This window comes from Xanthobacter variabilis, assembly GCF_043831965.2.
Taxonomy (GTDB): domain Bacteria; phylum Pseudomonadota; class Alphaproteobacteria; order Rhizobiales; family Xanthobacteraceae; genus Xanthobacter.
In genome coordinates this window covers 1,939,764-1,953,615 of the sequence record NZ_CM195533.1, presented here as the reverse complement: position 1 = coordinate 1,953,615, position 13,852 = coordinate 1,939,764, and the positions used below count along the sequence as shown (strand labels likewise).

11 protein-coding genes and 1 pseudogene are annotated in these 13,852 nt (G+C 61.6%); 10 read left to right on the top strand and 2 right to left on the bottom strand.

Going from position 1 to position 13,852, the window contains the following annotated elements:
- The first annotated feature begins 6 nt into the window (after window positions 1-6).
- The 9 genes from V5F26_RS08500 to V5F26_RS08460 all read left to right on the top strand — a co-directional run bounded on the left by V5F26_RS08500 (window position 7) and on the right by V5F26_RS08460 (window position 11,444).
- Window positions 7-786, top strand: coding sequence for a hypothetical protein (locus V5F26_RS08500; protein WP_394947494.1), 780 nt, complete (start codon window positions 7-9; stop codon window positions 784-786).
- 83 nt (window positions 787-869) lie between these two features.
- Entirely contained in the window at window positions 870-1,115 is a 246-nt protein-coding gene (locus V5F26_RS08495) for a helix-turn-helix transcriptional regulator (protein WP_394947495.1), read from the top strand.
- The gene (locus V5F26_RS08490; protein WP_394947496.1) at window positions 1,108-2,016 is read left to right on the top strand and encodes a DUF7146 domain-containing protein; all 909 of its coding nucleotides are present in this window, start codon (window positions 1,108-1,110) and stop codon (window positions 2,014-2,016) included. The genes V5F26_RS08495 and V5F26_RS08490 overlap by 8 nt, the downstream gene beginning before the upstream one ends.
- Window positions 2,013-3,527: a YfjI family protein gene (locus V5F26_RS08485; protein WP_394947497.1), complete on the top strand. Its 1,515-nt coding sequence runs from the start codon at window positions 2,013-2,015 to the stop codon at window positions 3,525-3,527. Before V5F26_RS08490 ends, V5F26_RS08485 begins: the two co-directional genes overlap by 4 nt.
- Window positions 3,524-4,126: a hypothetical protein gene (locus tag V5F26_RS08480; RefSeq protein WP_394947498.1), complete on the top strand. Its 603-nt coding sequence runs from the start codon at window positions 3,524-3,526 to the stop codon at window positions 4,124-4,126. Before V5F26_RS08485 ends, V5F26_RS08480 begins: the two co-directional genes overlap by 4 nt.
- Window positions 4,123-4,635, top strand: coding sequence for a terminase small subunit (locus V5F26_RS08475; RefSeq protein WP_394947499.1), 513 nt, complete (start codon window positions 4,123-4,125; stop codon window positions 4,633-4,635). The genes V5F26_RS08480 and V5F26_RS08475 overlap by 4 nt, the downstream gene beginning before the upstream one ends.
- Before the next feature lie 515 nt (window positions 4,636-5,150).
- Window positions 5,151-7,013 (top strand): type I restriction-modification system subunit M, encoded by a 1,863-nt coding sequence (locus V5F26_RS08470; protein ID WP_394947500.1) that lies wholly within the window; start codon window positions 5,151-5,153, stop codon window positions 7,011-7,013.
- The gene (locus V5F26_RS08465; protein WP_394947501.1) at window positions 7,010-8,272 is read left to right on the top strand and encodes a restriction endonuclease subunit S; all 1,263 of its coding nucleotides are present in this window, start codon (window positions 7,010-7,012) and stop codon (window positions 8,270-8,272) included. Before V5F26_RS08470 ends, V5F26_RS08465 begins: the two co-directional genes overlap by 4 nt.
- 1 nt (window position 8,273) lies before the next feature.
- Entirely contained in the window at window positions 8,274-11,444 is a 3,171-nt protein-coding gene (locus V5F26_RS08460) for a type I restriction endonuclease subunit R (protein ID WP_394947502.1), read from the top strand.
- A 145-nt stretch (window positions 11,445-11,589) separates the two neighbouring features.
- On the opposite strand, the pseudogene V5F26_RS08455 reads toward V5F26_RS08460, so the two are convergent.
- Window positions 11,590-11,799: pseudogene (locus V5F26_RS08455) on the bottom strand (type I restriction-modification system subunit M N-terminal domain-containing protein); the annotation flags it as partial.
- Between the two features lie 140 nt (window positions 11,800-11,939).
- Here V5F26_RS08455 and V5F26_RS08450 point away from each other — a divergent pair.
- Window positions 11,940-12,926: a restriction endonuclease gene (locus V5F26_RS08450; RefSeq protein WP_394947503.1), complete on the top strand. Its 987-nt coding sequence runs from the start codon at window positions 11,940-11,942 to the stop codon at window positions 12,924-12,926.
- On the opposite strand, the gene V5F26_RS08445 is transcribed toward V5F26_RS08450, so the two are convergent.
- Complete coding sequence (locus tag V5F26_RS08445) at window positions 12,923-13,576, bottom strand: hypothetical protein (RefSeq protein WP_394947504.1); 654 nt, start codon at window positions 13,574-13,576, stop codon at window positions 12,923-12,925. The two genes, V5F26_RS08450 and V5F26_RS08445, sit on opposite strands and share 4 nt — an antisense overlap.
- Between the last annotated feature and the right edge of the window lie 276 nt (window positions 13,577-13,852).

Below are 13,852 nucleotides of genomic sequence, written 5' to 3'. Positions count from 1 at the left end.
GATCAAATGAGCGAGTGGAAGCCTCTCTTCGATCAACGACGGTGGGATGAGATCGAGGATCTCTGGCCCGCCCTTTCTCAGGCCGAACAACGCGACCTGTTTGCGGCTCTGCTTGAAGGCGTACCGAAAACAACCGTGATCGACGGGTTGGAAAGAATGGAAAGGCACGTCCGGCCGAAAGAGGCACCATCCGAGTGGAAGGGCGCCGCAAAAATCCTTGCGCTCGGCGAACTGGAGGCGGCAATCGAAGAAGATCCTCCTATCGCAAGCGCCTCATGGTCGTCGCTGCGAACGGAAGCGGAAAACTATCTGCGTGAGACCGTCGCCGACTGCGAAAAGAAGCCAAAGGCAGATCACGCCCCCGGCGAGCTGTCCCAAGAGCAGCATAGCCGCGATTCGCTTGAGCTGCTGGCGGCCATCGATAGAGCGACGAAGCTGATGTGTGCCGAGATGGACAGCGACGCGGACCGGGAATGGCTTGGAGAGGTCATCGCCGAGATTGCGGAATATGCATTCGTCGCCGGTCGTCACATGCAGGAAGCATGGGGCAAGCCGTTTGAAGGCCATGCGGTACGCGGGATCAAGACCATCCAGTCGGCAGCCGAAGGTGGCCGGCAGAGGAAGGGCAAGCAGGCGCCGGATACCCCTCAGATCATCTCGTACATGCGTGAATTGATGCAATCGGGCCATTCGAAGGCCCGGGCAGCGGAGCTCACCCATAAGAAGGGATTGGGTGTGTCTGCAGAGGCCAACAGCAAGTTATTCTATCGCATCACGAAACCATAAAAGTCAGGACATGCCCAGCCAAATGTCCTGACCTAGGGGTCCATGTCTCAGCACGTTGCATGCCAGACGTGAGTTGAGCAGTCATGGACAAGTCGTCGCAAATCGGTCGGGAGACCGTCGCGGTGGTCGAGACCGATCACCTCGTTTCCGTGGATGTGGGAGCGTCGCTCCTGGGTATGAGTGTCGCCAGTTTCTGGCGTCGCGTTGCGGATGGCACCATCCCGGAGCCGTTGAAGCTGGGCCGTCTGTCACGCTGGCCTCGCTCAGAGCTCATTGCCGTCATCGAGAACGCGAAGGCCGCTCGTGCCTCGGGCGGCCGCCATGACTGAGCACCTCATACACCGCGGCGGGCTCGATGCCCGCCAGATGGTTGAAGCTCTCGGGGGGCGCTGGACTGGCCGTGGCGGTCTCTGCTTCTGCCCGGCCCATCCCAACAGCCGTACCCCTGCCCTTTCGGTGTCAGTCGGCAAGTTCGGCACAGCGGTGTTCCATTGTCATGCCGGCTGCTCCTACGCGGACATCATGAGGGCATTGCGTGACAACGGCATCGTGCATGGTGAGGAGGCAGAACCCCGCCGGGGCGATCCGGAGGCCGCCGCGCTGGCCGTCCGCGAAGCGGAGCATCGGCGCATCAAGAACGCCCAACGTGCTGTCTCGAAGTGGCATGCCGCTCATCGCTGCCAGGGCAGCCCTGTTGAGACGTATCTCGCCAAGCGTGGCCTGCGCGGCCGCATCCCAGAGAGCCTACGCTACCTTCCCCATGAATGGCATCCGCAGGGTAGGTTCGGTGCCATGGTCGCTTGCGTGCAAGGCGTCTCCAGCCCGGCCCTCCATCTCACGTTCATCGACACGAACGGCGAGAAGGCTCCGGTCCAGCCGCAACGCCTCTTCATCGGCTCCGCCAATGGCGGCGGTGTTTGCCTCGCTTCTGGCCCCGGCCTTCTGGTCGTCGGCGAGGGCATCGAAAGTACGCTGAGCGCCGCCACAAAGCTGCCCGATCACGGCCCGGTCTGGGCATCTCTCAGCGCGTCCGGCATGGCCGCATTCGAACTCCCGCCGCAGCCCGGCGAACTGGTGATCGCCATTGATGCCGACCGGGCCGGGCGCAACGCCGGCCGGGCACTCGGACAACGCGCCACCTCGCAGGGATGGCGCGTCTTCTGGGCAGAACCGCCAGATGGTCTCGATTGGAACGATGTTCTGCAAGGCCAGCGGGAGGGCAGCCGATGAACACCGACATCATCACTGCGGTGCCGTTTGTGGGAGTCTCCGCCCCATTGCTTGATCCCCAACCGATCGCTGCTGCCCTGCCGGCGGTGGAGAAGTTGGTGCCCCAGATGTTGCCTCCGGTGGTCGGGGACTATGTCTTCGATGTTTCCGACCGCACCCAATGCCCTCCAGATTTTGTAGCCGTGGGTGCTCTGGTTGCCTGCGCAACCTTGATTGGAAACCGGGTTCGCATCCTACCGAAGCAATTCGACAACTGGACGGTGGTCCCGAACCTGTGGGGCGCTGTCGTCGGGCCGCCCTCTGCGATGAAGAGCCCGGCCTTGAAATATGCGCTCTCGCCGCTCAACAAGATCGAGCGGGAGTGGCGAAAGGAATGGGAGAGCGAAAGCGCTCAGACTGAGGCGGATGCCGAGGTCACGAAGATCGCCCTTGAGGAGGCCAGGAAGGAGGCGAAAAAGAAACTGAAGGATCATGACCGTGACGCCGCAAGAGAGATCATCGCTGAAGCGCAGGGTGCGGCTCTCGTTATCCCAAAGCGCAAACGGCTGACGGTCAATGACGCGACCGTTGAAAAGCTGGGCGAGCTCCTAAACGAGAACCCGCGCGGCTTGCTCGTCGTTCGCGATGAGTTGCCGGGCCTTCTCGCGAAGCTTGAGGATGAGGCGTTCCAGATCGACCGGGCCTTTTATCTTGAGGCTTTCAACGGCGATGCCAACTTCAAGTATGACCGCATCGGTCGCGGCACTGTCGAAATCGAGATGGCCACCTTGTCCCTTGTGGGCGGTGTCCAGCCGGCGCGCATCGCGCCCATCGTCCGCGGCGCCGTCTCTGGCTCATCGGCTGACGGGCTCGTGCAGCGTCTTCAACTGGCGGTTTGGCCCGACCTCTCGAAGGACTGGGAATGGCGCGACCGCCGTCCCGACCCCGCCGCGGAGCGCGACTATGAGGCCGCCTTCCTCCGCCTCGAATGTCTGAACCTCGGCACAACGGAGACGCCGGCTCTACGTCGTTTCACGAAGGACGCCCAAGGCCTCTTCATCGACTGGATGACCGACCTCCAACGCGAGGCCCGCGCAGGCGCCCAATCGGAGGCACTGGAAGCGCACCTGCTGAAGATGCCGAAGACCGTCGCCTCGCTCGCGCTGATTTTCCAGTTCCTATCGGGGGACAATGAAGCGATCGGCGATAGCGCCCTGCTCCACGCCCTCACTTGGGCGGACTACCTCCGCAGCCATGCCATCCGGCTATATGCAGCCGGCACCTACGCGGCGGAGGCGGGAGCCCGCCTGATCCTCAATCGCCGAGAGGCCCTGCCTTCTCCTTTCCGCGCACGTGATGTTCATCAGAAGGGTTGGGCTGGCCTCTCGGACCGTGATGCGGTTGAGGCCGCACTCCAAATCCTGGTTTCAACTCACAACCTGGCTCTTCGAGAGGTCACGACCGGTGCCGCGGGCGGTCGTCCCACCTTTGAGTATCTCTGGCATCCCAAGATCGCGGAGAGCGGACGATGAGCAGCAAGTGGCTTCAGCGGCTCCTCGCCCACAAACAGGGCCTCCAAGCCGGCGAGGGCCCCACCCTCAAAACCCTCGAAACGACCGACACCGAGGTTTTGAAGGTTTTGAAGGTTGCCGATCTGCCCGCGCGGCCGGTTTTTCGTCGCGTGTCCCGCGTCTCCGAAGAGGCAGCCTCGCCGCTTCTTGCGGCCTATGCAGATGCCCGGCGGCAAATGGAAACCGAGATCCCGATGGGCGTCTCTACCCTTCATTGGGACCAAGCGCTGACGGACGTAGACCACTTTCTCGCCATCTGGGGCTCCGCTGCGGCCCACCTCGGCTGGCCGGCGACAGACATCTTCGAGCCGCCGAAGAGCTGGGTTGGGGGCTTGGCCTGGGAGCTGCGGGGCGGGGAAGTTGTCGCGCTCGCGCGATCGGAAGCCACAATTGAACGGGAGGGACAGCTGAGTTGGTTCCGCATTGCGAACCACCAGCCTATCTCGACCACCGAACCGTCTGCCTTTCTGCCCACGATGAAGCATGCCCCGTGGCGTCGTCGCACCGGCTCAGACCGCATCCTTTCTGATGGACGTTACGCAAAAGGAGGGCCGTCGTGACCGAGCTCACCCGCAAGCAGCAGATGTTCGTCGAGGAGTATTTGCGCGATATGAACGCGACCGCCGCCGCCATTCGTGCGGGATACAGCCGACACACCGCCCGCCAGATCGGTGCCGAGAACCTGTCAAAACCGTACATCGCAAAGGCGATCGCCGAGTCGATGGAGCGCCGGGCGGAGGCGACGGGGGTGGAAGCGGCCCGTGTCCTACAGGAACTGGCCCGCATCGCCTTCGCGGATATCGGCCAGCTCTTTGACGCGACGGGCAAGCTCAAGCCGTTGAACCAGCTCAATCCCGACGACCGCGCGGCTATCCGCTTTCTGCAAATCACGACCCGCGAACTGGGTGACGGAACGCTGGAGCGAAAGGTCGCGCTGCAGATCTGGGACAAGCTCTCAGCCCTTGAGAAACTTGCGCGACACCTCGGATTGTTTGTGGCTCACGTCGGAAAGGAGAGAAATTCCGCGGATCCGCTATCCGAGCTGCTGGCTAGTTTCAAAGAGCCCTGATTGGCCGCGCACGGGAAGTCCAAGCTCATTGGCAATCGGGCCCTCAAAGCGGTAACCATTGCAAAATCAGGCGCGCCCTCCATCAATGGAGCCATTCCCGCTGTCGTTTGGGACGTTGAGAGTTGGGCTTACCCCAAACAGTCACCGGACCCTGCGGCCACTGCATTTCGGTCGAGATCCACCACCGAGCGCGAAAAGGGGCTAAAGCCGTGCGCCAAGGCGCTGGCTGCTTAGAGATGCTGGCTTTCGCCGATGCCGGCGTCGAGCAGCATCCGCCGCAACTCCGATGTCGGTCTCAGTCAGCGGCTTGCTGTGTCGCAGCTTGGGCGGCGAGATCGGGCGCTTCAGCGTCTCATTGCTGATTGATCCTGTCGAAGCGCAAAACGCTCTTGGCATCGGACCGCAGTTCGGCACAGATTGCGCAGTACGCGCAGCCAGACTGCAACGCAGGGTGTGTGGTTCAGCTTCGCCTCCGCCACTTGGATGGGGTGGTAGTGAAGATGGGGGTTTCAAGTATGTCGCGACTGGCGCTCAGGGATAAATTGCTGACGGCTCTGGATAATTTGGGTGGATCTGCGGGAAATGGGCGACTTCGCGAGGCCTTGGGGTGGAATGAAACAACCTACGACCGCGTGAAGCAGGAGCTTGTTGAAGAGGGCCTCCTGAAGGTGGGACGTGGTCGCGGCGGCTCGGTGTCCATCGCAGAGGCAGACGAATCCATGGAGGACGAGGAGGCGGTCGAACACGAGGCGCCACCTCCGTCATCTGCGCCGGCGCCGTCACGTGTCGCGCCGCAGCCCACCGCGACCAAAAACAACTCCCCGGACCTCGACCTACAAGACCTTTCCCGGCGCCTGTTCCAGACGGCGAACCAGCTTTGGACCAATACGGAGCTGCGACCTGATCAATATGCGCAGCCGGTGCTGGCGCTGATTGCGTTGCGCCAGATGGAAGCGCGGTTTGATCTGGTGGATGCGGGGCTGCCGCGCGGGGGGCGCCTGCGCACCCCTGTGCCTGCCGATTACCACGCCAAGGGCGCGATCTTCCTGCCGGCACACGCGCGCTTTTCCCATCTGCTTGGTCTGCCTGAGACGGAAAATCTGGCCGATGCTCTGAACGAGGCGATGAAGGCCATCGCCGAACACAATCCCGATCTCGCAGGCGTGCTGCCGCAAGGCTATGGGTCGCTGCCCAATTCGGTGCTGCGCGAACTGCTGCGGCTGTTGCAACCGCTCCAGATCACCGGCGACGCTTATGGCCTGATCTTCGAATACTTCATGGGCGAGTTCGCCAGCACCTTCATGCAGAAGGGCGGGGAATATTTCACGCCCTCCTCAATCGTGAAGCTGATCGTGGAAGTGATCGAGCCATATCACGGCAAGATTTTCGATCCGGCCTGCGGGTCCGGCGGCATGTTCGTCCATTCCGCCGAATTTGTCCGGCGGCATAACGAAAACCCCGCCCGTGCCATCAGCATTTACGGCGTGGAAAAGATGGCCGACACGCAAAAGCTCTGCCGTCTCAATCTCGCCGTCCACGGCCTCAGCGGCGACGTGCGGGTGGCGTCGTCCTATTATGAAGACCCGCACCACATGGTCGGCGCCTTCGATTTCGTGATGGCCAATCCGCCCTTCAACCAGAAGGAGGTCGATCAGGCCCGGCTGGTCAATGAAGCAGGGGAGGTGGATGCGCGCTTCAGCCTGGGCATCCCCACGGTCAACAATGCCAACTACCTCTGGATCGGCCTGTTCGCCGCCGCGCTGAATGAGAAGGGCCGCGCCGGCTTCGTGATGGCCAATTCCGCCAGCGACGCGGGCGGTTCCGAGCGGGAGATGCGACGCAAGCTGATCGAGAGCGGCGCGGTCGATGTCATCATTTCGACGTCGCCAAATATGTTCTTCACCGTCACCCTGCCGGTGACCTTGTGGTTCCTCGACAAGGGGAAGAAGGACACCCCGCGCGCCGATCAGGTGCTGCTCATAGACGCCCGCCACATCTTCCGGCAGGTGACGCGCGCCCATCGTGATTTCACGCGAGAGCAGATCGAACTGCTCGGCAATATCGTGCGCCTGTGGCGTGGTGAAGCGGCGGAACTGGAGGCGGGCAGCGGCCCGGACATGACCCGGCTGTTCGGAGAGGATGGCGGATATCGGGACATTCCCGGCCTCTGCAAAGTGGTCCCCCGGGCCGACATCGCCCTGGAGGAGTGGAGCCTGAACCCCGGCCGTTACGTGGGCGTCGCGCCGGGGGAGCAGGTCGAGGATGAGGATTTCCGTGAGCGGCTGGCGGCCTTGCAGGAAGAATTGGAAGCGCTGAACGCCAAGGCGGCTCGTTTGCAGGATGTGATCGCGGAGAATGTGGCCGAGGTGTTGGCATGATTGAGTGGACAACGATTGAGCTTGGTCAGCTTGCAGAGTTCAGAAACGGTCTGAACTATTCCGCCGCAGACAACGGTTTGGGTCTTGCGGTGGTCGGAGTCTCCGATTTCCAAGACAAGTTATTCGTGGATTTCTCCTGTCTTGCGGAACTGAACCCATCCGCCCTCTCGACATCGGACGCCCTAATCCGAAAAAATGATATCATATTTGTTCGTTCGAACGGAAACAGGGAACTCATTGGGCGCTCGCTTTTGGTTTTGGCTGATCCTCCCAAACCAACTTCTCATTCCGGCTTCACTATCCGCCTTCGCTTTACTGATAGGAGAGCTGATCCTAGATTCTTTGCTTATTTCCTGAGGGGCGGCGCGATCCGAAGTCATCTCTCCAGTCAAGGTGGTGGTACAAACATCAACAACTTGAACCAGGGCATCCTATCACGACTTACAGTGCCGTTGCCCCCCATCGAAACCCAGCGCCGCATCGCCTCAATCCTCGGGGCGTATGACGACCTGATCGAGGTCAACCGGCGGCGGATCGCGGTGCTGGAGGAGATGGCGCGCGGGCTGTTCGAGGAATGGTTCGTCCGCTTCCGTTTCCCCGGTCATGAAGTGGCGGCCATCGAAGATACGCCCGATGGCCCGCTGCCGGCGGGTTGGAGTTGGGGAACTGCTGGCGATTTACTGCTGTTCGATCCCCGAACCCGCGTTCCGCGGGAAGGCGAGAAACCCTTTATCCCGATGGGGCACCTCGACACCTCAACCTCGCTAATCGCCGAACCGGAAACTCGGGACGGTAATTCCGGATCCAAGTTCCAGAACGGCGATACCCTATTCGCGCGGATCACACCATGCCTGGAAAATGGGAAGACCGGCCTTGTGCGCAATCTTCCCGGCCCCGATGGCGTCGGTTTTGGTTCAACCGAATTTATCGTCATGCGTGGTGGCCGGGCCGGCCCTGCCTTCACCTATTGTCTGTCGCGTCTGCCTGCCTTTCGCGATCACGCGCGAATGTCGATGTCAGGCGCGACCGGGCGGCAGCGCGCGCGCACCGATAGCGTCGCGGATTTCGCTATCGCCATTCCGCCTACGAATAACCTGTTCGATCGGTTCGAGAAGGCCGCGTGGCCGATATTGGAACTAGTCGGCCAAATCGGATCGTCGAACAAACGCCTAGCCGCCGCTCGCGACCTACTCCTTCCCCGCCTGATCTCCGGCCAGCTTTCGGTCACCCAGGCCGAGCGCGAACTGAAGGCTGCCTGATATGGCCGCATCTTCGCTCTCTGGCCAATTTTCCGAAGACAGCGCAGTGGAGCAACCCGCACTCGAGCTATTGCGGCAGCTCGGCTGGCAGCATCTCAATCTACGGGAAGAGACACCGGGGCCGGGCAACCCCACGGGCCGCACCAGCTTTCAGCAGGCTTGGCTCCCTGCCCGGCTGAAGTCCGCGCTCGCCAGGCTCAATCCCGGCCTGCCGCAGGAAGCCCTCACTCTCGCCGAGGCGGCGCTGGTGCAGGATCGCTCCGCCCTGTCCCCCATCGCCGCCAATCGCGAGCTCCACCATCTGCTGCGTGATGGGGTGCGCGTGGAGGTGAAGAACTCTGAGAACGGCAAGACCGAAACCCTCACCGTCCGCGTGATTGACTGGAAGGATGCGGGGGCGAACGATTTCCTGGTCGCCAGCCAGATGTGGTTTCAGGGCCTGCTGCACAAAAGGCGCCCCGATACCGTGGGCTTCATCAATGGCCTGCCTCTGCTGCTGGCGGAGTGGAAGGCGCTCTCCAAGCCCGTTTTCAACGCGTATGACGACAATCTGCGCGATTATCGCGACACCATCCCGCAATTGTTTCCCTTCAACGGCTTCGTGATCCTCTCCAACGGCCATGAATCGCTCATGGGTGGATCGCATACGGACTTCGACTTCTTCGCCCCTTGGAAAAAGCTGGAGGAAGACGGGCCGGAAGACCCGAGCCTCGCCACCATGCTGCGCGCCACCTGCGAACCCGCACGTTTCCTCGACCTGATCGAAAACTTCACGCTTTTCGACGAGGCCAAAGGCGGCTTGCGAAAGGTCGTAGGCAAATATCATCAGGTTCTGGGCGTGAACCGGGCCATATCGGCGGTGGAGCATGTCGCGGGCAACCAAGGCCGTCTTGGCGTGTTCTGGCACACCCAAGGTTCCGGCAAGAGCCTCTCCATGGTGATGTTCGCGGAGAAAGTACTCCGTCGCCTCGGCGGCAACTACACCTTCGTGATCGTCACCGACCGGTCCGAGCTGGATGACCAGATCGCCGGACAATTTGCCAGCGCCGGCGCGCTCACCAAGCAGATCGATCAGGCCCAGGCGGGGAGCCGCGCCCATCTCAAAGAATTGCTGGCGGGAAACGAGCGTTACGTCTTCACGCTGATCCAGAAATTTTCGACTGCCGACCGGGAAGCCATGCCGGTGCTATCGAACCGTTCCGACATCATTGTCATCACCGACGAGGCGCACCGCAGCCAGTATGACCAGTTGGCGGCCAACATGCGGGCTGCTCTGCCCAACGCCGCCTTCATCGGCTTTACCGGAACGCCGCTGATTCAGGGCGAAGAAAGCCGCACCCGCGAAGTGTTCGGCGATTATGTCTCTGTCTACGATTTCGCCCAATCGGTCCGCGATGGGGCGACCGTGCCTCTCTACTATGAATCTCGCAAGCCCGAGCTTCAGCTCAACGCCGCTGAATTGAAGGCGGAGCTGGACGAACTGCTCGACCAAGTGGAGCTGACCGAGGAGCAGGAAAAGAAGCTTCAGCGCGAATTCGCCCGGCAGTATACGCTCATCACCAACCCCGACCGGCTCGACAAGGTGGCCGAAGACCTTACGCACCACTTTGCCATGCGCGGCTATCGCGGGAAGGCGATGTTCGTCGCCATCGACAAGGCGACCGCCGTTTCGATGCATGACCGGGTGAAGCTTGCCGTCCAGCGCTTGATCGCCGCAGACGAGGCTGCACTCAGGACGGCGCATGAGGCGGAAGGCGCAGCCATTGCAGAGCGGCTGCAATGGCTACGCGAACTGGATATGGCGGTGGTCGTCAGTCAGGGCCAGAACGAGGTGGACGACCTTCGCAAGAAGGGCCTCAATATCTTGCCCCATCGGGAGCGAATACAGAAGGAAGACCTGGAGACGAAGTTCAAGGACAAGAACGATCCGCTCCGCCTCGTCTTCGTTTGCGCTATGTGGATCACCGGCTTCGACGTTCCCAGCATCGGCACCGTCTATCTCGACAAGCCGATGAAGAACCACACGCTGATGCAAACCATCGCGCGGGCCAATCGTAACGCACCGGGCAAGACCAGTGGCGTGATCGTCGACTACGTGGGCGTGTTCAACAATCTGCAAAAGGCCCTGGCGATCTACGCCGGAAGCGCCGGCGACGGTCAGGACGAAACGCCGATCAAGGACAAGGCTGCGCTGGTCGAGGCGTTGGAGGAGGTGCTGGATCAGGCTGGCGCGTTCGTGCAGCCGCTTGGCGTGGATATTCCGGCGATCATGACGGCGGACGCGCTCTCTCGGCTTGGGCGGATTGCCAAGGCGGTGGAGGTGCTGGTTGCACCCGACGAGCGGCGGCGAGAGTTTGTCCAGCTCGCTGGCGCCGTGACAAAAGCCTACAAGGCGCTGCTGCCCGATGAACGGGCCGCACCTTACCTGAAGAGGGTCGCCGCGTTCCACATGCTGGCAGATGCGGTGAATGCCAAGCTGGGGCCGGCGGACATCTCAGCCATTCGGACCAAGATCGCCGAATTGCTCGACGACAAGCTGGAAGGCGTGGCGATCTTGACGCCCATTGTCCAGGGCGAGGGTGCGGACGGGCGCGTAGATCTTTCCGGCATAGACTTCGGTAAGCTGGCCACGCTTTTCGAGAACAGCCCCAAGGTCGCCGCCGAACGGTTGCGAGAGGAGGCCGAGGGGAAGACCCGGAAAATGGCCGAAGCGAACCCCACGCGCATCGATCTGGTCGATAGGCTGGAAAGGCTCGTTGCCGAATACAACGCCGGGTCGATCGATACCGAACGCTTCTTCGAAGCACTGAAAGGTTTCGTTGCCGACCTCGACGAGGAGGAGCAGCGAGCCGCCCGAGAAGGCCTGAATGAGGAAGAGCTCGCCATCTTCGACCTGCTCACCACGCCTGAGCCGAAGCTGACCCAGGTCCAAGAGGCCGAAGTGAAGCGGGTTGCGCGGGAACTGCTAGCGAAACTGCGTGGGCTGGTGGATACGATAGATTGGGTGCGCGGCCAGGAAACCCGGGGCGCCGTGTTCAGCGAAATCCGGGTGCGCCTGAACGAATTGCCCGAAGAGCCCTATCCGCAGGAATTATGGGACGCGAAAGTGGCGCAGGTGTGGGACTTCGTGCTGCGGCGGTATGCTGAAAGTGACCTTGCGCGGGCTCATTGAGCGTTAGCGCACGTACGTCGACATGTGACCTTTTCTCGAAAAAGTGGACGGGGTTAAGCCGCTCTGGCGTGAACATGCGCGCCGGCTCGGCATTCTTGAGCCGAGACCAGCGCAATTCGTCATAGGTGACGTCGGCGCCGTCGCGATCCTTGCGGTAGACGCCCGCCGGGAAATTGACGCGCTCCATGGCAGCCTTGTTTTCCTCACGGGTCTGGAGTTCGTCCAGGCCGCGGATGAAGAGGAGGTAGGTGATCTGTTCGATCACCTCGACCGGGTTGGCGATGGCGCCCGCCCAAAATGCGTTCCAGATGGCGTCGATCTTAGTGCTCAATTCGCCTGTCAGAAGGCGGCACACCCCTGCCGATTCACCGTTTCAGTCGGTGACATTAGCGAGCGGAAGCGCAACGGCAAAACCGACCGCGCAACGCTGCACATCTTGTCGCGTCGCCATGCCGCCGCCTAACATAGCCCTACGAGGCGGTATCGGGTGACTTGATGAAACAAGCTTGGGTGGTGCGCGCCGAGCGCGGGGGCCGACTCTATGACGCGTTCAAGGAAAAGTCCGCGATCGCCATTGGCTGGGGCGAGATCGGTTCGCTCGCGGACCTAAAGACACGCGAAAAGATCGCCGCCCGCGTCGCTGCGGTCTGGCCAGAGTGGAAACCGCAAGCCATCGCCATGGCGACCGGACAGCTCCATCGCTTTCGCAGCGAAATGAATGTGGGGGATCGGGTGGTCACCTATGATCCCGGCCGGCGGGTCTACCTCCTCGGGGAGGTTGCAGGAGACTATCGCTGGGATCTAAGCATCGATGCCGATGACCCGAATGTACGATCGGTGAAATGGCAGGGAGAGGTTTCCCGAGACCTCCTCTCCCTGCGCAGCCGCAACAGCCTTGGCGCAATCTCGACGCTGTTCCAGTTGTCGGCCGAGGTGATCGAGGACCTTCTGCGGGCGCTGCAATCACAAAAGCCCGCGATCAAGGACGCAGCGGCAGAGATTGCCGAAGATGATGTGTTCAAGAACATTCTGGAGAAAGCGACCGAGTTCACGAAGGATCGCGTCTCCGCTCTGGACTGGGCCGACCTGCAGGAGCTCGTAGCCGGTCTGCTGCGCGCCATGGGCTACAAGACGCGCGTGTCGCCGGCCGGAGCCGATCGGGGCAAGGATATCGTCGCCTCGCCGGACGGGTTCGGCTTCGAGGCACCGCGCATCGTCGTTGAGGTAAAGCACCGTCAGGGCGCAATAGGAGCGCAGGCCATCCGCAGCTTCCTCGGTGGCCGCCATCCGCAGGACAAGGGGCTCTATGTCTCGACCGGGGGCTTCTCCAAGGAGGCTCTCTACGAGGCCGAGCGGGCGAGCATCCCCCTCTCTCTGATGACCATTGATGACCTCGTCGAAGCGGTGATCCAAAATTACGATCGCCTGGATATCGAGACGCAACAACTGTTGCCCTTGAAGCGGATTTATTGGCCAGCTTAGCCGTCGCCCTGCATCCAGCCATCGAGAAAGTCCGAGCGCTGAAACGGATACTCCGGCGTCAACTCGCTTTCGCCGAATGTGGTCCATTCGTCCCGGAAGCGCTGCGGATCATCATCGTGACAGGCGAGCCACGCCCGATAGATCGAGCGCACCAGGGTGAGCCGGGGAAGAAGGACATCGAGTTCCCGTGTCGATGCGCTCGGCCACCGCCGGACAATGCAGAAGCGAACGAACTCCGGCTCTGGATATTCCAAATGTTCGCGCTCTTTCAGGTGATCTCCGGGGAGCACCAGAAATTTCTTCCATAGCCGCTCCTTGGCGAAGGTGATGAGAGGATATTCTCCGCGCGAGATCTCCTCCAACCACGGCACGATATGGGGTTCGGGGCCATAGAGGTTACTGATCCAGAAGCAGGCCATCCCGCCCGGACGGGCAATAGCAACAGCACCTTTGATCCAGCCTGATTCCGGTGGCGCGAAGGACACCGCCAAGCCTTCGCAGACTTCTGGGCTGGAGGGCTCCCCAAAATCGGCGAACCGGCGCTCATGCCAGACCCCGGTATTGAGATCCTTAAGCCAGCCCAGGTCCTGCGCCCGCCACTCGGCAACAAGGGTGCTCGCTTGCGCAAGAGGTTCACCGAGCTGGCGCACCTCTAGGACGACGTCGCCAGCCTGGGCGTGCCAACGCTTTACGTCGTCGATCTGCCCTTTCAGAGCTCCGACATGCCAGCCGGGTCTCCCGCGGAGACGAGCGGCATAGATGAGGCAAGGGCGGCGTGTTAAGTTGGTGAGGATGGTCGCGAAGGTGACTTCTCCTGTGAGAGCTGAGCTACCTAACACAGGAGACGAGGGAGCTACATTGGCATTTTCCCGCACCGACAGGTTCGAATTCCGGGAACAAAATGGGGTGGATTTCCGGGTATAATC